The 19,896-nt window shown below is 58.3% G+C and carries 18 protein-coding genes and 1 pseudogene; 8 read left to right on the plus strand and 11 right to left on the minus strand.

Annotation, left to right across the window (positions count from 1 at the left end; genetic code table 11):
- Positions 1-224 precede the first annotated feature (224 nt).
- Positions 225-956, plus strand: a complete 732-nt coding sequence (locus SPH27_RS19920; RefSeq protein WP_029740750.1) for a response regulator — start codon at positions 225-227, stop codon at positions 954-956.
- Here the strand turns inward: SPH27_RS19920 and SPH27_RS19925 are convergent.
- From SPH27_RS19925 to SPH27_RS19950, 6 genes and pseudogenes are all read right to left on the minus strand, one after another.
- The gene (locus SPH27_RS19925) at positions 953-1,957 is read right to left on the minus strand and encodes a carbohydrate kinase family protein (RefSeq protein WP_039262394.1); all 1,005 of its coding nucleotides are present in this window, start codon (positions 1,955-1,957) and stop codon (positions 953-955) included. The two genes, SPH27_RS19920 and SPH27_RS19925, sit on opposite strands and share 4 nt — an antisense overlap.
- Complete coding sequence (locus SPH27_RS19930) at positions 1,957-2,817, minus strand: ketose 1,6-bisphosphate aldolase (RefSeq protein ID WP_033144425.1); 861 nt, start codon at positions 2,815-2,817, stop codon at positions 1,957-1,959. The genes SPH27_RS19925 and SPH27_RS19930 overlap by 1 nt, the downstream gene beginning before the upstream one ends.
- Before the next feature lie 10 nt (positions 2,818-2,827).
- Positions 2,828-3,514, minus strand: a complete 687-nt coding sequence (locus tag SPH27_RS19935; RefSeq protein ID WP_182073036.1) for a D-lyxose/D-mannose family sugar isomerase — start codon at positions 3,512-3,514, stop codon at positions 2,828-2,830.
- Positions 3,515-3,629: 115 nt separating this feature from the next.
- Positions 3,630-4,571 (minus strand): ABC transporter substrate-binding protein, encoded by a 942-nt coding sequence (locus SPH27_RS19940; RefSeq protein ID WP_021242935.1) that lies wholly within the window; start codon positions 4,569-4,571, stop codon positions 3,630-3,632.
- Positions 4,572-4,603: 32 nt separating this feature from the next.
- Positions 4,604-5,676: pseudogene (locus SPH27_RS19945) on the minus strand (ABC transporter permease subunit).
- Positions 5,673-7,193: a sugar ABC transporter ATP-binding protein gene (locus SPH27_RS19950; RefSeq protein WP_023310078.1), complete on the minus strand. Its 1,521-nt coding sequence runs from the start codon at positions 7,191-7,193 to the stop codon at positions 5,673-5,675. Before SPH27_RS19950 ends, SPH27_RS19945 begins: the two are co-directional and overlap by 4 nt.
- 231 nt (positions 7,194-7,424) lie before the next feature.
- On the opposite strand from SPH27_RS19950, the gene SPH27_RS19955 reads away from it, so the two are divergent.
- The 7 genes from SPH27_RS19955 to yjdP all read left to right on the plus strand — a co-directional run bounded on the left by SPH27_RS19955 (position 7,425) and on the right by yjdP (position 16,233).
- Positions 7,425-9,707, plus strand: a complete 2,283-nt coding sequence (locus SPH27_RS19955; protein WP_182072908.1) for an ATP-binding protein — start codon at positions 7,425-7,427, stop codon at positions 9,705-9,707.
- A 106-nt stretch (positions 9,708-9,813) separates the two neighbouring features.
- Positions 9,814-12,153 carry a type VI secretion system Vgr family protein gene (locus SPH27_RS19960; protein WP_182072909.1) on the plus strand — a complete coding sequence of 780 codons (2,340 nt, stop codon included), beginning with the start codon at positions 9,814-9,816 and terminating at the stop codon, positions 12,151-12,153.
- A 3-nt stretch (positions 12,154-12,156) separates the two neighbouring features.
- Positions 12,157-12,984 (plus strand): DUF4123 domain-containing protein, encoded by an 828-nt coding sequence (locus tag SPH27_RS19965; RefSeq protein WP_182072910.1) that lies wholly within the window; start codon positions 12,157-12,159, stop codon positions 12,982-12,984.
- A gap of 9 nt (positions 12,985-12,993) precedes the next feature.
- Positions 12,994-13,506 (plus strand): DUF3304 domain-containing protein, encoded by a 513-nt coding sequence (locus tag SPH27_RS19970; RefSeq protein ID WP_182072911.1) that lies wholly within the window; start codon positions 12,994-12,996, stop codon positions 13,504-13,506.
- Complete coding sequence (locus SPH27_RS19975) at positions 13,506-14,024, plus strand: hypothetical protein (protein WP_182072912.1); 519 nt, start codon at positions 13,506-13,508, stop codon at positions 14,022-14,024. The genes SPH27_RS19970 and SPH27_RS19975 overlap by 1 nt, the downstream gene beginning before the upstream one ends.
- A 3-nt stretch (positions 14,025-14,027) precedes the next feature.
- Positions 14,028-15,812, plus strand: coding sequence for a DUF2235 domain-containing protein (locus SPH27_RS19980; RefSeq protein ID WP_182072913.1), 1,785 nt, complete (start codon positions 14,028-14,030; stop codon positions 15,810-15,812).
- A 97-nt stretch (positions 15,813-15,909) separates the two neighbouring features.
- Positions 15,910-16,233, plus strand: a complete 324-nt coding sequence (gene yjdP / locus SPH27_RS19985; protein WP_033144428.1) for a DDRRRQL repeat protein YjdP — start codon at positions 15,910-15,912, stop codon at positions 16,231-16,233.
- 40 nt (positions 16,234-16,273) lie between these two features.
- On the opposite strand, the gene phnP is transcribed toward yjdP, so the two are convergent.
- Genes phnP through phnL form a run of 5 tightly spaced genes read right to left on the minus strand, consistent with a single transcriptional unit; the run spans position 16,274 to position 19,830 of the window.
- Entirely contained in the window at positions 16,274-17,032 is a 759-nt protein-coding gene (gene phnP / locus SPH27_RS19990; RefSeq protein ID WP_182072914.1) for a phosphonate metabolism protein PhnP, read from the minus strand.
- Positions 17,033-17,041: 9 nt separating this feature from the next.
- The gene (gene phnO / locus SPH27_RS19995; protein WP_182072915.1) at positions 17,042-17,476 is read right to left on the minus strand and encodes an aminoalkylphosphonate N-acetyltransferase; all 435 of its coding nucleotides are present in this window, start codon (positions 17,474-17,476) and stop codon (positions 17,042-17,044) included.
- Positions 17,469-18,020 carry a ribose 1,5-bisphosphokinase gene (phnN, locus tag SPH27_RS20000; protein WP_143346412.1) on the minus strand — a complete coding sequence of 184 codons (552 nt, stop codon included), beginning with the start codon at positions 18,018-18,020 and terminating at the stop codon, positions 17,469-17,471. The genes phnO and phnN overlap by 8 nt, the downstream gene beginning before the upstream one ends.
- A complete protein-coding gene (gene phnM, locus SPH27_RS20005) occupies positions 18,017-19,153 on the minus strand; it encodes an alpha-D-ribose 1-methylphosphonate 5-triphosphate diphosphatase (protein WP_069303539.1) in 1,137 nt (378 codons plus the stop codon). Before phnM ends, phnN begins: the two co-directional genes overlap by 4 nt.
- The gene (phnL, locus tag SPH27_RS20010; RefSeq protein ID WP_064672971.1) at positions 19,150-19,830 is read right to left on the minus strand and encodes a phosphonate C-P lyase system protein PhnL; all 681 of its coding nucleotides are present in this window, start codon (positions 19,828-19,830) and stop codon (positions 19,150-19,152) included. Before phnL ends, phnM begins: the two co-directional genes overlap by 4 nt.
- Between the last annotated feature and the right edge of the window lie 66 nt (positions 19,831-19,896).

Genomic DNA, 19,896 nt, shown 5'->3' on the forward strand with positions numbered 1-19,896 from the left:
CCACTATGCAGCTTCTATGCCATGTTTTTTGTATGGGTATACCCTGACTTTACGGTCCCTTCGCGGTGAAAACCCTGACAAAAAGCAGCCAATCGTCAAAATTGACGTGTCGACAGGGCAGCGGATGTGACATGGGTTGAATTTCCGTCACTGAAAAAACCATTTGACTGGAGCCGACGGCAGAATGGTTCAGACTTAACATAATCCCCTGACGGAAGCATACGATGAAACCGGCGATCCTGGTGGTTGATGACGATACGGCAGTCTGCGAACTGCTTCAGGACGTGCTGAGCGAGCACGTCTTTAGCGTGCTTGTCTGCCATAACGGCCAGGATGCACTGCGGCAGGTACAGCAGGAGCCGAATATCGCGCTGGTGCTGCTGGATATGATGCTGCCGGATATCAACGGCTTACAGGTTTTGCTGCAGCTGCAAAAGCAGCGCCCGGCGCTACCGGTGATCATGTTAACCGGGCTGGGTAGTGAGTCAGACGTGGTGGTGGGGCTGGAGATGGGGGCTGACGATTATATCGGCAAACCTTTCAACCCGCGCGTGGTGGTCGCCCGCGTAAAAGCGGTATTGCGCCGTACCGGCGTGCTGGCGGCGGAAGTTCCCGCAGCGCCCGTCGCGGGCATTGCTTTTAACGGATGGACGCTCGATACCACCCGCTGTGAGCTGAGCGATCCGCAGCGTAACCCTGTTCCCTTAACCCAGGGCGAGTACGGCCTGCTGCTGGCGCTCACGCAAAATGCCCGTCGGGTGCTGAGTCGTGACCGGCTGCTTGAGCTGACCCACAGCGAAAGCGCGGACGTGTTCGACCGCACGATTGACGTGCTGATCATGCGCCTGCGCCGGAAGATAGAGGCTAATCCGCATCAGCCTGCGCTCATCAAAACCATCCGTGGGCTGGGCTATGTGTTTGCCACCGACGTTTCCCATAGCGAGAAAGCGGCCTAGGTATTCTCTTTGATAAACAGCTGCAGCTCGGCCAGCGTTTTCGCGCCGTCAATCGCGTTGGCGGCCAGCAGGCTGGCCCGCGCGCAGGCGTGTGCCAGATAAATGCTCTCCGTGAGCGGCAGCGATTCATGGCAGCCGTATAAAAACCCCGCGCAAAACGCATCGCCCGCGCCAACGCTGCCGACAATCTCTTTCTGCTCCAGCAACCATGATGGGATCCAGCGGCCTTGCTCACCCGGCGCTTCGCCCCACGCCCCTTCCGGACAGTGGATCACCACCCGCTGACGCACGCCTGCCGCCAGCAGCTGCGTCGCGGCATCGGCGATATGGGCGATATTCAGCGCATCGTCGGCGTCGCGCATCTCCAGTCCGCTAAACTCCCCGGCTTCCAGCTCGTTAATCACCAGATAATCAAGGTGGCGCAGGGCTGGGAGCACCAGCGGCTGATAGCGCGGGTCGCCCTTGCGGGAAACCAGATCGAGCGACGTTTCATACCCCTGGTCGCGCATCTGCGCCAGCAGGCGCGCGCTGCGGGTGCCAAACTCGTCATCGGGCATATCCAGGCTGTCGAGCAGCAGCAGGTAGCCGAGATGGAAGATCTTCATCGATCCGTCTAAGCGATCGAAGGCGGGAAGATCCAGCAGGCGGTTGGCGCCCGGCGAGTGGAAGAAGGTGCGCTGTCCGCTGGGATCGGTCATCACCTGCGACATGGAGGTCGGTGCAAAGGTGGTGCGCTGGACGCGCTGGCGGTTGACGTGGTACTGGTCGAGCATCGCCAGAATGTAATCCCCGTCGGCATCTTCGCCAATCAGCCCCACCGCCTGCAGCGGCAGGCCAACGTGCATTTTCGCCAGCGTCAGCAGCACGTTGAGCGGCGCGCCGCCGGTTGAGCGTTCGCTGTGGGTGATTTCCGCCAGCCAGCCGCGCTCCGGCCACTGCACGATCTGGTGGACGTGATCCACCAGCATGTTGCCTGCGGCGATGATGCCTTTGCGTTCCATTATGCCTGCCCCGCGCTGCCGAAGATGCGCATCTGTTCGGCGACCGTATCGGCAATCGCCTCTTCTATCCCCAGCAACAGCTCGGCAAATTCATCGTACAGCGGCTGGCGGTTCGCCATGCGCTGCTCAACGGCGGCGAGTGCGGCCTGCGACATGCCGGTGTAGAAGTTGATTTTATGAATGCCGAGCTCGATGGCGCGGCGGAAGTCGGCATCGCTAATCCCGGAGCCGCCGTGTAAAACCAGCGGCAGGCCCGTCTGCTGGCGAATGGCGTCCAGGCGTGGGAAATCGAGTTTCGGCTCGCCCTTGTATTTGCCGTGCGCGTTGCCGATGGCAACCGCCAGCGCGTCAATGCCGGTTGAATCGACAAACTCGCGCGCCAGCTGCGGGTCGGTAAAGAACGCTTCATCCGCATGCCCGTACAGCGCGCCGCCTTCATCGCCGCCGACCGCGCCCAGCTCCGCCTCCACCGACACGCCGACCGCGTGGCACATCTTCACCACCTCCCGCGTCTGGCGAATGTTCTCCTCATAGCTTAGCGTAGAGCCGTCAAACATTACCGAGCTGAACCCTAAGCGCAGGGCGCGCACCACCGCCTCGAAATGCAGGCCGTGGTCGAGGTTGAGCACCACGGGAATATCGTGACGGGCGGCTTCGAACTTCACCGCTTCGACAAGCGAATCCAGGGAGACGTACTTAAAATGCACTTCGGCGATGTTGATGATAAACGGCGAGCGTTCCTGCTTCGCGGCGGCGAACAGCGCGCGCAGGAAGTGGGAGTCGAGCACGTTAAACGCGCCCAGCGCGTAGCGATGCGCCCTGGCGTGCTCCAGACCGTCGGCAAGAGAGATCAATGGCATCATTTACTCCTTATATCCGAAACAGGTTGTACTCGTTGCACAGCACCAGCAGCGCCGGTTCGTCTTCTTCGATGTTGTTATAGCGGGCAACGGGCTGCAAAAAGTGGTTATCGTGCTCGTCGTCGTTTACCGATGATACCTCCCCAACCAGCACGTCGCCGAAGCCGCGTTCGCCCCAGAAGCTGTGGTACAGAGTGGGTGTCAGACAGATGCTTTCCCCTGGCGTGAGGCGCAGCTGGCTGCCGGGCGCGTGGGTCTGACGGCAGCCGTCGACGGTGACCGTCACGTCGGTGTTTTCCGTCTCTTCATGCGCCCCGGCATTCCATAACTCAATAATCAGATTCCCGCCGCCCCGGTTGATGATGTCTTCCCGCTTGCGCCAGTGAAAATGCATCGGCGTCACCTGGCCGTCGCGCACGTGCATAATTTTTTCGGCATAGCACTTATCATATGGCACGCCGTTGGGCGAACCGTTGCGCAGGGTAAACAGCGTCAGGCCCTCAGCGGCAAAGCTGTTGCCGCCGAACGCCGTCACGTCCCAGCCGAGCTTGAGGTCGAACACTTCCTGCCAGGCGGCCTGGTCAAGCTGCTGCCATTTTGTGGGCGGGAAGCTGGCAAACGGCGGGAGATGCACGTCGTGCATGGAAAAAAACTGTCGCGTGTGGCCGAGAATTTCATTGATGTCGGAGCGTTTCATGGGGACTCCTGGCTTTTTTTGCAAAACCCTAGCCCTCACCCTCAAGGGGGAGGGGGAGTAAGTTCCCTCTCCCTGTGGGAGAGGGTTAGGGTGAGGGCATCAGGCCGCACCGAAGTTACTTAACCGTCCAGCCCTTATACGTGCCGACGTTCTTTTTATCGATCATCGTCACCGGGATCAGCACAGGCGCTTTCGGCGCAGGTTTGCCCTGTAGAATGTCATAGCCGATCTCCACCGCTTTTGCCGCCATCACCTGCGGATCTTGCGCCGGGGTCGCGACAAACAGCGAGTTTTCCCGCTTCAGCGCTTCCTCGCCGTCCGGGCTGCCATCCACGCCGACGATAAAGAACTCGTTGCGCTGAGCCTGCTTCGCGGCCAGATCGGCGCCGATCGCGGTCGGATCGTTAATCGCAAACACGCCGTCGATCTTCGGATTGGCCGCCAGCAGGGAGGTCATGACTTCCAGACCGCCTTCACGACTGCCCTTGGCGTTCTGGTTATCCGAGAGCACCTTGATATCCGGATGTTTTTTGAATTCCGTCTGGCAGCCTTCCACGCGGTTTTGCACCGCAGAGACCGGCGGTCCGTTGATGATCACCACGTTGCCTTTGCCTTTCAGGCGATCGGTAATGTACTTACAGGCCATTTCGCCCGCCTGGGTGTTATCGGAGGTGATGGTCGCATCCGCCCCTTCCGCCGCCACGTCAACCGCAACGACCACGATCCCGGCGTCCTTCGCGCGCTTCACCGCCGGGCCGATCCCTTTGGAATCCGCAGCGTTGAGGATGATCATGTCTACCTTTGCGGCGATGAAGTTGTCGATCTGCGCCACCTGCTGGCCCAGATCGTACCCGCTGGAGACCAGCGTCACCTTGACGTTATCGCCAGCCAGCTTGCGCGCTTCCAGCTCGGCACCTTTGGTGATCTGCACGAAGAACGGGTTGGCCAGGTCGCCCACCGTCACGCCGATGGACTTCAGATCTTTTGCCTGCGCAAACGGCGTTGCGGCAAGCAGCGCGCCAGCACAGAGCGCGGTCACTAACGGTTTCAAACGCATGTTGTTTTCCTCGAAGCTGTAGGGTTTTGTTGTTATGCACTTTGATGGTGTCGGGTACGGTATTTGTCGATCAGCACCGCTATGATGATCACCGCCCCTTTGATCACCAGCTGCCAGAAGTAGGAGACGCCCATCAGCGTCATGCCGTTGTTGAGGGTGGCGATGATTAATGCGCCGACCAGCGTGCCGGTGATCGTGCCGATCCCGCCGACGAAGCTGGTGCCGCCGAGGATCACCGCCGCAATCGCATCCAGCTCGTAGCCCGTGCCGAGGTTGCCGTTGGCGCTGTAGAGGCGCGAGGCGCTCATCACGCCGCCGAGCCCGGAGAGCAGGCCGCTCATGCCGTAGACAAACAGCAGCACCAGCCAGACCTTGATGCCGGTCAGTCGCGCCGCCTGCATGTTGCCGCCCACCGCGTAGATGTGGACGCCGAGCGTGGTGCGGCGCAGGATGAACCAGCAGATAGCAATCACCGCAAGGGCAANCCCACCGCGTAGATGTGGACGCCGAGCGTGGTGCGGCGCAGGATGAACCAGCAGATAGCAATCACCGCAAGGGCAATAACTACCAGCCACGGAATCGGGCCGAGGTAGTTATTGCCGATCCACTCGAAGCTGATGTTGGAGTTAATGACCGTCGTGCCGTCCGCCAGCAGATACGCCGCGCCGCGCAGCGCCGTATAGGTGCCGAGCGTCACGATGAAGGGCGGCAGCCCGGCAAAGGCCACCAGCGCGCCGTTGAACAGGCCCAGCACCATGCCGAGCATCAGCGCGGCCGGAATGGAGAGCATCGCAAATTCAGGGATAAGCGAGACCACCATCGCCGCTACCGCCGTGGTGCCCAGAATCGATCCCACGGAGAGGTCAATCCCGCCGGTTAAAATGATGAAGGTCATTCCCGCCGCCAGCACGATGTTGATCGACGCCTGACGGGTAATGTTGAGCAGGTTGCTCTCGGTGAAGAAGTTCGGGGCGATAAAGCCAAATACCGCCACAATCAGGATAAGAATCGGCAGGATGCCGACCGTTTGCATCAGATCGCTCATCAGCATTTTTTTGGCGGAGGCGGATTTCGCCACCTGCTGCGGATGGGTTGGAGTTGTCATGATTGCACCGCCTGATGATGAGTGTCGTTCACGCCGGTTGCCAGCGTCATAATGTTTTCCTGAGAGATGTCGCGCCCGTGGAGTTCACCCGCAATACTGCCTTCCCGCATCACGTACACCCGGTCGCTCATGCCCACCACTTCCGGCAGCTCGCTGGAGATCATCAAAATCGCCACCCCTTTGCGCGCCATCTGGTTCATGATGCGGTAGATCTCGCTTTTCGCGCCGACGTCCACGCCGCGCGTGGGTTCGTCCAGGATCAGAATGCGCGGGCCGATGGCCACCCAGCGGGAGATCAGCAGCTTTTGCTGATTGCCGCCTGACAGCCCGCCCGCGCGCACCTGCGAATGGGGTACGCGGATGTTGAGCAATGCAATGGCGTCATCGGAAATCGACTGGGCTTTTTTGCGGTTTAACATACCGAAGGTCGCGTCGCGCTCCAGCGTCGCCATGGTGATGTTCTCCTGCGCCGCCAGCTCCAGAAACAGCCCCTGCTCCTTGCGGTTTTCGGTGAGAAAACCGATGCCGTTCTCGATGGCCGCGCGCGGGGAGTGGATCACCACCGGCTCGCCGTCGACCTCAATCATGCCGCCGGTGGCTTTACGCACGCCGAAAATCAGCTGCGCCAGCTCGGAGCGTCCGGCCCCCACCAGGCCCGCCAGCCCGACGATTTCGCCGGAACGGACCTGCAGGCTGCACGGCTGTACCTTTTTACCGTCGGTGAGGTGGTGGACGTTGAGGCGCGGGCTGCCGAGGGGAATATCCCGCTCTTTGTTGAACAGGTCGCTTAACGGGCGGCCCACCATCATGCGCACCAGCTCGGAGGCGTTCAGCTTGTCGCGCGTCAGGCTGCCGACGTACTGACCGTCGCGCAGAACGCTGACGCGGTCAGAAAGTTCATAAACTTCCGCCATGCGGTGGCTGATATAGATGATCGCCATCCCTTCATCGCGCAGGCGCAAAATCAGTTCAAACAGGCGATGCGTTTCCCGCGAGGAGAGGGCGGCGGTGGGTTCATCCATCACCAGAATGCGGCTGTTGCGGTGCAGCGCGCGGGCAATTTCCACCTGCTGCTGCTCGGCGATGGTCAGCTTCATCACCAGGTCAGTGGCATTGAACTGTGCGCCGAGGCGCTCAATCACCGCCTGCGCCTGGGCGGCCATCTCTTTGCGCTGCACCATCCCGCCGCGCGACAGCTCGCTGCCAAGAAAAATATTTTCGGCAACGGTCAGGTTGGGCGCGAGCTGCATCTCCTGATAAATCAGGGTAATGCCTGCGGCCAGCGCATCTTTCGGCCCTTTAATGTGAAACGGCTGACCGTCGATCAGGATCTCACCGCTGGTGGCGGTATAGGCTCCCGCGAGGATTTTCATCAGCGTGCTTTTTCCCGCGCCGTTTTCGCCCATCAGCGCGTGGATCTCTCCGGGAAAGACCGTCAAATCCACACCCTTGAGCGCGTGGAAACTGCCAAACGTTTTGGCAATGCTGCGCATCTCTAATACCGGGGTTCTGCTCATGGCGGATCTCCTGCGAATGCCGATATCTGCACTTCATCACAGGTGCGTAAATGCAAAATGTCAGAAGCTGTTCATATTTGTCATAGTTATGAATAGCTAATGTAGATCACAGTTATTGAACTACCCTCACCCCGGCCCTCTCCCTGAAAGGGAGAGGGAGCAAATCATTCCCTCGCCCCTTTGGGGAGAGGGTTAGGGTGAGGGCACCAAACCGCACAGGAGCCCAAGCCCATGCCATCACGCCGTCCGCCCTTTTTCGCCAGCGCCCGAGGCCGCCTGCTGATTTTTAATCTGCTGGTGGTCGCCGTGACGCTAATGGTGAGCGGCGTGGCGGTGCTCGGCTTTCGTCACGCCAGTCAAATCCAGGAGCAGGTTCAGCAGCAAACGCTGGACGATATGACCGGCAGCATGAACCTGGCCCGCGATACCGCCAACGTGGCGACGGCGGCGGTGCGGCTTTCGCAGGTCGTCGGGGCGCTGGAGTACAAAGGCGAAGCCGAGCGCCTGAAGCAGACGCAAATGGCGCTGCGCCGCTCGCTGGAACAGCTTGCGGAAGCGCCGCTGGCGCAGCAGGAGCCGGCGCTGGTGGCGCGTATTATTCAACGAAGCAATGAGCTACAGCAGAGCGTGACGGAGATGCTTGAGCGCGGCCAGCGGCGCCATCTGGAGCGTAACGCGCTGCTGAGCTCGCTGTATCAAAGCCAGAGCTACCTGCGTCATCTGCAGGACATCAACCGCCGTTACGACAGCAACGTGCCGGATGCGCAGCAGCTGATGGAGATGGACCGGCTGATCGCCGCCGCCATCGACACCCCTTCGCCGCGCGCGACCGTTCAGCAACTGGACGCCGTGGCCGCTGCGCTGCCCCGGAGTGCCGTACAGCCGGTCGTGAAGGGGGTTCTGCCAGATTTTAATGCCGAGCTAGGCAAGCTCGCCCCGCTGTCGAAGCAGCTGGAAGAGAGCGATCTGGCGATAAGCTGGTATATGTTCCACATTAAGGCGCTGGTGGCGATCCTCAACAGCGACATTAATCAGTACGTCGGGCAGGTGGCGCAGGCTTCCCGGCTTCGCACGGCCCAGAGCCATCACGAGCTGCAGTCCATCAGCGTGTTTATCAGCTTCTTCGCCGTGCTGGCGCTGATCATCACCGGGTGCGCCTGCTGGTATATCTACCGCAATCTGGCCTCTAACCTGACGGCGATTTCCCGGGCAATGTCGCGCCTTGCTCACGGCGAACAGGATGTCTCCGTTCCCGCCCTCCAGCGGCGCGATGAGCTGGGCGAGCTGGCGCGCGCGTTTAACGTGTTTGCCCGCAATACCGCCTCGCTTGAGCACACCACGCGCCTGCTGAAAGAGAAAACCACGCAGATGGAGATCGACCGCGTTGAGCGTCAGGGGCTGGAAGAGGCGCTGCTGCACAGCCAGAAGATGAAGGCGGTCGGACAGCTGACCGGCGGGCTGGCGCATGATTTTAACAACCTGCTGGCGGTAATCATCGGCAGCCTTGAGCTCACCGACCCCGAATCAAAAGACGCGCCGCGCATTACCCGGGCGCTGAAGGCGGCCGAGCGGGGTGCCTTACTGACGCAGCGCCTGCTGGCGTTTTCCCGCAAGCAGTCCCTGACGCCGCATGCGGTAGAGATGCTGCCGCTGCTGGAGAACCTCCGGGAACTGATGCGCCACTCCCTGCCTGCCACCCTGACCCTGGAGATTGAAGCGCAAACCCCGGCGTGGCCCGCGTGGATTGACGTTAGCCAGCTGGAAAACGCCATCATCAACCTGGTGATGAACGCGCGCGATGCGATGGAAGGGCAAAGCGGGGTGATTAAAATTCGGACCTGGAATCAGCGCGTCACCCGCAGCGACGGGCGCAGGCAGGATATGGTGGCGCTGGAGGTCATTGACCGCGGCAGCGGCATGTCGCAGGAGGTGAAATCCCGGGTCTTTGAACCGTTCTTCACCACCAAGCAGACCGGAAGCGGAAGCGGGTTAGGCCTGTCGATGGTCTACGGCTTTGTGCGCCAGTCCGGTGGCCGCGTGGAGATTGAAAGCGCGCCGGGGCAGGGAACGACCGTTCGGCTTCACCTCCCGCGCTCGGTGCTGCCTGCTGCGGCAGACGATGAAGCGCTGTCAGCCACCGCCTCCGTCGATAGCGAGCGGCTGGTGCTGGTGCTGGAAGATGAGGCCGATGTTCGGCAAACCCTGTGCGAGCAGCTGCATCAGCTCGGCTACCTGACGCTGGAAGCGGACAACGGCGAACAGGCGCTGAATATGCTGGCGGCGTCGCCGGATATTGGCATGTTTATCAGCGACCTGATGTTGCCGGGAAGCCTGAGCGGCGCTGAGGTGATTAACCATGTGCGCAGCCATTATCCGCAGCTTCCTGTGCTGCTGATCAGCGGCCAGGATCTACGGCCCGCGCATAACCCTCAGCTGCCGGACGTCCAGCTACTGCGTAAGCCGTTTACGCGGATGCAGCTGGCGCAGGCGCTGCGCAAGGTCATGGTAATTTGAGATTTGCCCATTATTTTCAGAATTTAACTCCTGTTTCAGCCATTTACTCCCCCGCCTCTCCATGCAACCATCCTGATTTAACCATAATTATTATCAGGTTTTTATTATGGATAACTGGCTGGTGCTTTTTGACGGGCAGACCCGTTACTTTCTGGATATCAATGACAGTTCGGTGAAGCCGGATGTTCTGCGCTTTTACGGCAGGGAAGCACTGAGCGAGCCCTTCCGGTGGGACATCGAGTTCACCACGCTTCAGGCGAACATCCCCCCGGAACAGGTGCTGATGAAATATGCCACCTTCCGGATGCGTAGCGGCAAACGTATTCACGGCATGGTGACCCGCCTGGAATGGCTGTCCACATCAAAAGACCAGTCCCGTTACCGGCTCACGCTCAGTTCCCGCCTGGCGCTGCTGGGATACACCCGCCAGTGCGCCGTATTTCAGAACCAGTCCGTCCCGGAAGTGGTGGAGCAGGTGCTGCGTAAACACGGTCTGGAAGGTGCGGATTTTGAAGTCAGGCTGGAGCGCACGTACCCGCCGCGTGAAATTATCACCCAGTGGCGGGAAACGGACCTTGAGTTTATCCGGCGCATTCTGTCTGAAGTGGGGATTTACTGGCGCACGGAGATGGACGACGTGCGCGGTCTGGATACGTACATTTTTGCCGACAGCCAGCTGAACTATCAGTTTGACGTGCGCCTGCCCTACAGCGAACCATCAGGCCTGTTTGACGGCGCGGCAGAATCGGTCTGGGATGTGCGGACCTGGCACAACATCGCCACCGGGACCGTCACCACGCGGGATTACAACTACCGGACTGCCACCACGCCGATGGATGCGACGATCAGCGTGCGTAATGATGCGGTCACCACCGGGGAGCATTACCGCTACGCGGCACCTTACCGTGACGCGGGCGATGACGCCAGCCCGGAGCCGGAAACCGAATCCGGCGCGTTCTATGCCCGGCTTCACCACGAGCGGGAGCTCAACAGGTCGGCCCGCATTCACCTGTTCAGCAACGCTTCACATCTCGCGCCCGGGCAGGTGCTGGAGCCGCAGGGTGATGTCATTGCAGCCCTGAAAGAAGGTGTTGTCCTCACCCTGGTGACCTTTCGGGGAGCGCGTGATTCCCGTCTGCACGTGTCGGTCTGGGGCCAGCCTTACACCGAACGGTACTGTTTCCGCCCGGCGGAAATTCCGCGTCCGGAAATCCATGGCACGCTTCCGGCGCGGATTGAGAGCCGGGAGAAGAATGATATTTACGCCCACCTGGACGAGCAGGGACGCTACCGGGTGAAGCCGGACTTCGACCGTGAAGGAACAGAGCCGGGCTACGGCTATCTGTGGCTGCGGATGGCAAAGCCTTATGCCGGAGACACGCTGGGCTGGCACACGCCGCTCACCGACGGCACTGAAGTGGCGATTGCGTACAGCAACGGTGATATTGACCTGCCGTACATCGCGTATACGCTGCACGACTCGGAGCACCCGGACCCCGTGAACCGGGACAACCACACCCGCAACGTGCTGCGCACCCCGGCGAACAACAAGCTGCGGATGGAGGATAAACGGGGAGAGGAGCACATTAAGCTCGCCACGGAGTACGGGAAAACACAGCTCAATACCGGGCACCTGGTGGACGGCAAGGGGCAACTGCGCGGTGAAGGCACAGAGCTGCGCACCGATGAACGGGGAACGCTGAGAGCCGGGAAGGGACTCTTTGTCGCTGCGGATGCGCAGGTGAAGGCGCAGGGTGAGTTGCTGGATATGAGCGCTGCCCTGAAGGAAATCGACCGGCTTAACCAGCAACTGCAGCAGCTGGAAATCGCGGCAGAACAGGCGCAGGCGCTGAAGGCGGATGTTGACAGCCAGACAGCGATGTTTGAGCAGCGGCTGAAACCGCTCAATGAGGCGCTGGTGATGTCGGCCCCGGAAGGGATGGCCCTGACCAGCGGGGAGCACCTGCAGATGACCGCTACGAAAAATGTCGCCCTGAATGCCGGGGGCGATATCAGTGTCGGAACAATGGGCAATCTGACCGCGCTGGCCGGGGAAAAGCTCGGGCTGTTTGCGCGGGAGGGGCAGCTAAGCCTGAAGGCGTCGGAAGGACCGGTGGATGTCCAGGCGCAGAACGGGAAGATGCAGTTGTTTGCAGAGAAGAAGCTGACGATGAGCTCGGCGAGTGACATCTCTTTTGCCGGGAAAAAACGTATCACGCTTATCGGTGGCGGGAGCTATCTGCGCCTTGAGGCCGGGAAGATTGAGTACGGCACGACAGCGATGTACCTGCGGAGAACAAAGAGAACAATGGCGGCGGCTCCGGCCACCATGCCACTACCTATTCCATTGCTTCCCGGTCAGTATCCACCTCTTAACGGAACGATTTGCATCGAGTGCCTCCTCAATGCCATCAAAGCCAATGACGCTATTGTCCAGGGAGCGTAGAAAATGAATGCCACAAATATGATCCAGGCGTTAACGGAATCGAAAAAAGCACATTTATTTCTGTTGCTGGAAGGTGGGGCGCAAACAACGGAAGCTTTTCAGGCTTTTTATAACGAAAACGCAGCGGTTATGTATTCGTTGTATCTTCATCCACAGCTTACCGAAGTCAGAGATTATGGCCCCTGGTTGTTTGCGATAAAGGATAAAGAGGAGTTAAAGGCCCGTATTACCTCAACGCCGGGGTTAACTGCTGTTATCGCCTCTTCACGATCCGCAGGGGCGTTAGCCGTTCAGCTTTCTGCGGCCTGCACAATTATTTCTCCGGAAGGAGCAGCGACTGTAGTGCGTTTTTATATGCACGATGTCATTCGTCTGCTGGCGGGCCTGAAGGAACGTGAGTGGCATAGCCTATTATTCAGGGAGATTTTTCAATGGTGGGTACCTGGTGAAAATGAATGGCGGCAGACATACATTCCCGTTTCAGAGGTGATAGATGCCAGAGACAGTGCCATACGGTTAAGGCATGAAGAATGGCAACACATCGCGGATAAACCTGTTGTCACCGTAGTGTTAGCCGAGTGGCAGAAAATGCCATCCAGCCAGCATTTTCCCGCCTGTGTTCAACGTGACATGGTAATAAAAGCACTGAATAAGGCCAGCGAAGCGAAAATGAAAGCGGGTACAGAGCAAAAACTTTATGCTCTTTATTACCTTAATGGCGGAAAAAAGAACCTAGAGTCAGATGATATTCAGGTTGCGCTCGAAAAAGTAGTTCAGCGAAAAGTATCGCTGGAATATGTGTTATTTAAACATGCTCACTCTCAGGGATGAAAATACAGAATGGGATTCTTCAGGACGTATAAGAAAATAGATAGTGCGGTTAACCGGGGTTACGCCCGCTGGGGAAAATGGCTGTGGGGTGCGCTGTTACTGCCAGTGGCGATTTATTTAGGCTGGTCGGTATGGGCGGCAGTCTGGGGACCACCGTCAGGGCCGGTAACGCTGATTATCCATAGTGAAATTGACAGGCCCATAAGAGGATTTAGTGTAAATGGCGTGGCGGGGGGGAATGCATTTGCTCATGGCGGGGGAAAAGCCACCTGCTGCGGCAGCATCAGTGGGGATAAGGCCGAAATTATCTGGACTGTAGATTACACACTTGCGCAATACAAAGCGGGGGTACGAACAGAAATTCACCGAATAACAATGCCTATGCCAGAACGAAAGAAAGGAGAAAATGATTTACACGTTCATTTCCTGCCGGGTGACAAAGTCCTGCTGGGATGGAGTGATAATGCATGGTCACCTTATGAATCACGCCCGGAGCATAGCAATTACAAGGAAACTGAATAATGGGATTTTTCAGTAGATTGGAAAAAATTGACAGCGGCATAAATGGCTTTTATGCCCGCTGGAGAAAATGGATCTGGGGGGCACTGGCACTGCCAGTGGTTATTTATCTTGGCTGGTCGGTATGGGCTGCGGTCTGGGGACCACCGTCAGGGCCGGTAACGCTAATTATTCACAATGAGCTCGACAGGCCAATTTTAGGATTTAGCGTGAATGGCGTGGCGGGTGCGAATGCATTTGCACATGGAGGTGGTGGGTCGACCTGCTGTGGGAGTATCAGTGGAAATAAGGCAGATGTCACATGGACATTGGACATTACTCACGAGCAATATCTTAAAGGTATGAGGTTAGAAACACGCCGTACGTTAATGGCTATGCCTGCACGCCAGTGGGGTGAAAACTTTCTGCACGTTTATTTTTTATCTGGTGATAACGTCTATTTATGGTGGAGCACAGGATTTAATCACCCTGACCCTAAAGACATTAAAGAACAAACCGTAGAATTAAAACAGGATAAATAATATATGGATATTGAAAGTCTAATCGCCGCTGCAAATCGGGCTCAACAGGCAGAAGATACAGAACTGGGGAATTGTTCTCGTGTATGGCACGTAGGTTTTTTTTTCGACGGATTCCATCGGAACATAGAACAGGATGCATCAGAGCGTCGTCTAAGCAATATCGCTCGTTTGTTTCGGGCATTTCCTGATGATGCGCAAAAAACAAATAAAGAATACTACTCAAAGTTTTACATTTCTGGTCTGGGTACTCCGTTCCATGAAACCATCGCCGAAAAACTTCACACCATTATGGACAGCGGCCTGGACAGCATAACAGATGACATAAAAGGTCAACCGGGTGAAATGGCCAAAGAAGCGGGTGTGGATTTCATAAAAGGCGAGAACTGGTACGAGATTTTAAAAAATCAGGGTAAGAAGCTCCTGAAGCCTGCGGAATGGAAAAATCTGGCCTTCGATACGGCAAAAAATGCGGCTAAAAAAGTCAGTATCGAAGCCACTCCCTGGCTGCGCGATAACCCCACGGTAGCCGATATGCTGGTGACTGGTGTTAATACCCGTATAACCTCCACAAAAATAACGTTTGAAGAGGGATACAAGGAGGCCGTTAAAAAAAGCCCGGTTCCCATCAAACTGATCTCTGTCTCTCTCTTTGGCTTCGACCTTGGTGCCACCCTTGCCCGTAAGTTCCTTGATGCACTGCTGGAAGATCTCTGCCAGAAACAGGGAGACAAATACGCTTATGAGGGAATACCAGTTAATATTGTTTTTACCGGCCTCTTTGACTGTTCACGGCGTACGTCGGCCAGTAACAACAACGGCGTGGATTATTTTATCTCTGCGTTTGGTGGGCCGGTAAAAGGCATCAGCGTGTTGCTGGGGGATAAATCCATTGACCAAGACACCCCCCTGCCTGAGGTGGTAAAGAAGAGTCTGCATTTGGTCGCAGCCCATGAAACCCGAGCCTGGCGCTGCCTGTACCGGACCGGCGATAACCCGGCGCATAAGGAAGAGCTCTACCCGGGATGCGCTGAAGATATCGGTGGTGGCCTGAAACCGGACGAGCAGAAACCCAGTGCGGAGCTTTGTCGCGTCGCGCTGCACAGGATTTACCGTGAGGCGACGATGGCGGGCGTGCCTTTCCCGGATTTTCAAAGTCTGAAATCTTATTCTGAAACCGTAGCCAGCTATTTCACTATTCAGGACAACATCAAAAACCAGTCCGTCCTGCAATGGGCGAAGGCGTACCAGAGCGCGGTACCCTTTTCTTCATTAAGCACTTCTAGCCAGAATCACCACCTCGACAGCTATATCGACTGGCTGGGTCGCCAGTACTATCAGTACCGCATTGAATGTATGAGATACGAAAAACAGCGTGGCGATACGCTCGCCTCTGCTGGCGCATCGGCAGGGTTTGTTGGCATTACGCAGGAGGCGAAAGAGACCGCCGGGCAGTACGCCAGTGAACTGTCTGTATTGCAGCAAAACTGGGGCTGGCTTGATGACGTGAAGGATGCCGCGATAAGAATGCGAAACAGTATGGAACAGAACCCCATGGACAGACGCAGGGAAATCGTTCCGAACGTTTATGGACCGGCGCTGTGGCGTGCGAAGCGTTTTCTCGACTACTTCCACGCGGCAAATCTCGGTAAACCCCAGCCGTTCCCGATCGACACTGCCCCACCCGAGATGTACGCATGGTTTGTACACGACCTGCAAACGGTGGACAAAGGCGCAGGTATTTCGCAGGACTTTTTTGTTATCCGCTCAATGGAAATGCCTGAAGCCTGAGGCATGGGCTTTATGCTAAAAAATTTGAGATTCCTCCGCTACCTCAGTGCTCCGCCGTTCATTATCGTAAGGCCAGTTCACCTGCGAGTCTGGCCTTATGAAACGTTACTCAACTGCTCTGTTATTCGGTCTGCTGTCACTCACCAGCCAACTGGCTCATGCCGATATTGTTGATGATGCTATTGGCAACATTCAGCAGGCGATCAACGATGCCTATAACCCCAGCAGCAGCCGCAGCAATGACGACGACGATCGTTATGACCGCAGCCGTCAAATCGACAGCCGACAATACGACGATCGTCGTCGGCAGCTTGAAGACAGACGCCGTCGTTTAGATGAACGTCAGCGTCAGCTGGATGACGACAGACGTCGTCTGGAAGAGGATGAGCGGCGGTTAGAAGACGATTACGATCGAGGCTAAGTGCGGCCTGTTGCCCTCTCCCACGGGAGAGGGAGAAAACCTAATCCAGCACCAGCACCATCCCGTCATAGCCCGCTTCTATGCCCTGCGGCAGCGGGTTATCCATCATCCACACGTCAAACTGATGGCTGATGTGCGTCAGGATCACCTGCGGGCAGCCAATCGCTTCGTTTAACGCAATCACGGTATTTAAGTCGCAATGGTTTCGCGGCGTTTCCTCGCGCGGCTCATGGCTGCAGTCGATAATCATCGCCTGCGGCTGGCTGTTGAGCAGGAACTTCACCGTTTTTTCCGGCAGTCCGGCGGTATCTGAAAGCCAGGCCACGCGGCTGTGGGCCGATTCCAGCAAATACCCGAAGGTCAGTTTCGAATGGTTGAGCGGCAGCGGCGTGACCCGCAAACCCTGAAGCTCAAACATCACAAACGGTTCGACCGTGTGGCTGAAATCCAGAATGCCGGGGTGCTTAAACAGGTCGTCGCATCCGGCGTCGTCCGGCGGACCGTAAACCGGGATCGTCGCCCCCACGCCCCAGCGCAGGGGGAACAGCCCCTGAACGTGATCCATATGGTAATGGGTGAGCAAAAACTGCTGGAAGCTGCCCGCCGGCCAGTCGTCCATCAGGTGCGGAATACCGGCATCCAGCAGGGTGACGGCATCGTTGAATTTCACCACCGCGCTGCACGGGCGACGGCGATAGTTATCCTGCAGGCGAGCCCGGCGACACGCCGCGCAGTCGCAGCCAAAGACCGGCACTAGCTGGGCGCCACCCGTTCCCGTCAACGTGATGGTTAGACTCATAGCGCACCTCTACAGCGGTTTGGTAAATCGGAAATGGCTCTGCGTGTATCCTTCACGAACGTAAAAACGGTGCGCGTCGGTGCGCTTCACGCTGGTGGAAAGTTCGGTCAGCTCAGCGCCAGCCTGTCGCGCTACCTCTTCCGCCCAGGCCAGCAGCTGACTTCCGACCTTTAACCCTCGCGCCTGCGGCATCACCACCAGCTCCTGGATCTCGCCGATCCAGCGCGCGTGATGGAGGTGAAACTGCATGTGCAGACCGATCATGCCGATGACCTGTCCCTCTCTCTCCGCAAGCTGGTAGCGCATGTTGTGATCCTGCAGATTGGCAAGAAACCCGGCGTGGAACGCCTGATGGTCGAACTCTGCCTGCTTCAGTTCGCAGATCAGGGCGTAAACACTCTGCGCATCGTCGGCGGTTGCGGGGCGAAGCTGGCAGTCAGGCATGCTGTTTCTCCTTCTGACGGATAAGCGATAAAAAGGTATCGACTGACTGTAGCAAACTTCCGTCGTTATTGAGGATGTAGCAGTCCGACGGGGCATAGCGGGCCGCACGCTCAAGCCGCAGATCGATCTCACGGGCTGATTCACGCCCCCGACTCTGCAACCGGCTGCGCAGAACGTCCGGCGAAACCTGCAGGCAGACCGGCAGCAGGGCCGCCTCATAGCGGGCGCGCGCTTGCGGCAGATGCGCACGCGAGCCGTTAACCAGCACGTCGAACCCCGCATGCAGCCAGAGGTCGATTTCGATGCCCACGCCATAGTAATAACCGTTGGCATGCCAGCTCAGCGCCAGCAGGTTTTGCCCGGCGCGGATGAAAAACTCCTGCTCGCTCAGGGCGATATGGTTTTCACTTCCGGCATGGGCCGCGCGGGTAATATAGCGGTGCGCGACCAGCAGCTGCGGATGTTCCCGCTGCCGTAAGGCAGACAGCAGGCTGTCTTTACCGGAACCCGAGGGCCCCATTAACCAGATGAGCCTTCCCATCAGAACACCCTTTTTCCCTGACGCCAGACGTGGTCGATATGAACGTGCTCGCCCTTGCGGTGGGCCAGCACCAGATCCGCGCGTTTACCCTCGGCGATTTCCCCGCGATCCTGAAGATTAAGCGCCGAGGCCGGGTTTTTCGTCACCAGGCGAATCGCCTGCGGCAGCGTAAAGCTGTTGCTCTCGTCGTCGGCCACCCGGAACGCCGCATCCAGCAGGCTGGCGGGGTAGTAGTCGGACGAGAGAATATCCAGCAGGCCGAGGGAGGCAAGCCTGCTTGCCGCGACGTTGCCGGAGTGCGATCCGCCGCGCACGATGTTCGGCGCGCCCATCAGCACGTTCATGCCGTGCCTGCGGGAGGCTTCAGCCGCTTCAAACGTGGTGGGAAATTCGGCGATCACGCTGCCAAGCTGGTGGGATTCGCGCACGTGATCGTGCGTGGCATCGTCATGGCTGGCCAGCGCGATATTGCGGTCACGACACATCGCGGCAATCCTGAGACGGTTTGGCTGCGACCACTGGGCGGCAAGCGCCAGCTGCTCTTCCTCGTAGCGGGCCATCTCCGCATCGCTGAGAGAATATTTGCCCTGATAGTATTCGCGATACTTTTCAATGTTGGCGAACTGGCGCTGCCCCGGCGAGTGGTCCATCAGGGAGACCAGCGACACCGGCTCGCGCCCGACCAGTTTTTCAAACAGCGGCAGGGTGGTGTGGTGCGGCAGCTCGCAGCGCAGGTGCAGACGGTGCTCGGCGCGGTTGAGGCCGCGTTTTTGCGTCTCCTCTACGGCGTTGATCATCTTCTCCAGATTCTCCAGTCGATCGCCGCCGTCGCGCACGTCGCCAATCGCCACCGCGTCCAGCACGGTGGTGATGCCGCTGGCGACCATCAGCGCGTCATGGCTGCTCATCGCCGAATGGGCGGGCCAGTCGACCTTCGGGCGCGGGGTGAAAAATTTGTCCAGATTATCGGTATGCAGCTCAATCAGCCCCGGCAGCAGCCAGCCGCCTTCACCGTCCATCGCTTCAGGGGTACGGCTTTGGGTTTCGGCAAAGGCGCGAATAACGCCTTCATGAACTTCAACCGAGCCATTAACGACTTCATTTTCCAGCACCAGCCTGACGTTATTGATAATCATGCGTGGACCCCCATCGGGTGCAATCTGTCCGCCACGCGGCTGCGTACGGCGTCGTCGTGGAAGATCCCGACGATCGCCGCGCCGCGCGCTTTGGCCTGTTCGATCAGTTCCACCACGGCCGCGCTGTTTTTGCCGTCGAGCGAGGCGGTGGGTTCATCCAGAAGTAAAATCGGGTAGTCGACGATAAACCCGCGGGCGATATTGACGCGCTGCTGTTCACCGCCGGAAAAGGTCGACGGGGCGAGATGCCACAGGCGCTCCGGCACGTTGAGGCGCGTCAGCAGGCTGGCGGCTTTGGCGGCGCAGGCTTCGCGCGGCACGCCGAGATCCAGCAGCGGCTGCATCACCACGTCCAGAGCGGAGATCCGCGGGATCACTCGCAGAAACTGGCTGACCCAGCCGATCGTCGTGCGGCGCACTTCCAGCACTTTGCGCGCGGGGGCCTGCACCAGATCGACCCATTCATCGTTGTGGCGAATGTGAATGTGGCCTTCATCCGGGAGATAATTGGCGTACAGGGAGCGTAGCAGGGTGGATTTTCCGCTGCCGGAATGGCCGTGCAGCACCACGCATTCGCCGCTGCTGACCTCTAACGAGGCATTTTGCAGCACCGGCAGGCGCACGCCGTTTTGCTGGTGGAGCACAAAGGTCTTACTTACGTTTTGTACGTGGATCATGTTGGCCTCGTGGCGTTTTCTTGCCGGGTGGCGCTTCGCTTACCCGGCCTACAAAGAGCTCGGTCC

Source organism: Enterobacter sp. A103 (assembly GCF_034427535.1).
Lineage (GTDB): Bacteria > Pseudomonadota > Gammaproteobacteria > Enterobacterales > Enterobacteriaceae > Enterobacter > Enterobacter asburiae_B.

What these genes read in the sequence shown, in the direction of transcription:
- phnP (WP_182072914.1), bottom strand. Translation starts at nt 17,032, where the DNA reads ATGAGTCTAACCATCACGTTGACGGGAACGGGTGGCGCCCAGCTAGTG.
- SPH27_RS19940 (WP_021242935.1), bottom strand. Translation starts at nt 4,571, where the DNA reads ATGCGTTTGAAACCGTTAGTGACCGCGCTCTGTGCTGGCGCGCTGCTT.
- SPH27_RS19950 (WP_023310078.1), bottom strand. Translation starts at nt 7,193, where the DNA reads ATGAGCAGAACCCCGGTATTAGAGATGCGCAGCATTGCCAAAACGTTT.
- SPH27_RS19935 (WP_182073036.1), bottom strand. Translation starts at nt 3,514, where the DNA reads ATGAAACGCTCCGACATCAATGAAATTCTCGGCCACACGCGACAGTTT.
- SPH27_RS19955 (WP_182072908.1), top strand. Translation starts at nt 7,425, where the DNA reads ATGCCATCACGCCGTCCGCCCTTTTTCGCCAGCGCCCGAGGCCGCCTG.
- SPH27_RS19970 (WP_182072911.1), top strand. Translation starts at nt 12,994, where the DNA reads ATGGGATTCTTCAGGACGTATAAGAAAATAGATAGTGCGGTTAACCGG.
- yjdP (WP_033144428.1), top strand. Translation starts at nt 15,910, where the DNA reads ATGAAACGTTACTCAACTGCTCTGTTATTCGGTCTGCTGTCACTCACC.
- SPH27_RS19920 (WP_029740750.1), top strand. Translation starts at nt 225, where the DNA reads ATGAAACCGGCGATCCTGGTGGTTGATGACGATACGGCAGTCTGCGAA.
- SPH27_RS19980 (WP_182072913.1), top strand. Translation starts at nt 14,028, where the DNA reads ATGGATATTGAAAGTCTAATCGCCGCTGCAAATCGGGCTCAACAGGCA.
- SPH27_RS19960 (WP_182072909.1), top strand. Translation starts at nt 9,814, where the DNA reads ATGGATAACTGGCTGGTGCTTTTTGACGGGCAGACCCGTTACTTTCTG.
- phnM (WP_069303539.1), bottom strand. Translation starts at nt 19,153, where the DNA reads ATGATTATCAATAACGTCAGGCTGGTGCTGGAAAATGAAGTCGTTAAT.
- SPH27_RS19975 (WP_182072912.1), top strand. Translation starts at nt 13,506, where the DNA reads ATGGGATTTTTCAGTAGATTGGAAAAAATTGACAGCGGCATAAATGGC.
- SPH27_RS19965 (WP_182072910.1), top strand. Translation starts at nt 12,157, where the DNA reads ATGAATGCCACAAATATGATCCAGGCGTTAACGGAATCGAAAAAAGCA.
- SPH27_RS19925 (WP_039262394.1), bottom strand. Translation starts at nt 1,957, where the DNA reads ATGGAACGCAAAGGCATCATCGCCGCAGGCAACATGCTGGTGGATCAC.
- phnO (WP_182072915.1), bottom strand. Translation starts at nt 17,476, where the DNA reads ATGCCTGACTGCCAGCTTCGCCCCGCAACCGCCGACGATGCGCAGAGT.
- SPH27_RS19930 (WP_033144425.1), bottom strand. Translation starts at nt 2,817, where the DNA reads ATGCCATTGATCTCTCTTGCCGACGGTCTGGAGCACGCCAGGGCGCAT.
- phnL (WP_064672971.1), bottom strand. Translation starts at nt 19,830, where the DNA reads ATGATCCACGTACAAAACGTAAGTAAGACCTTTGTGCTCCACCAGCAA.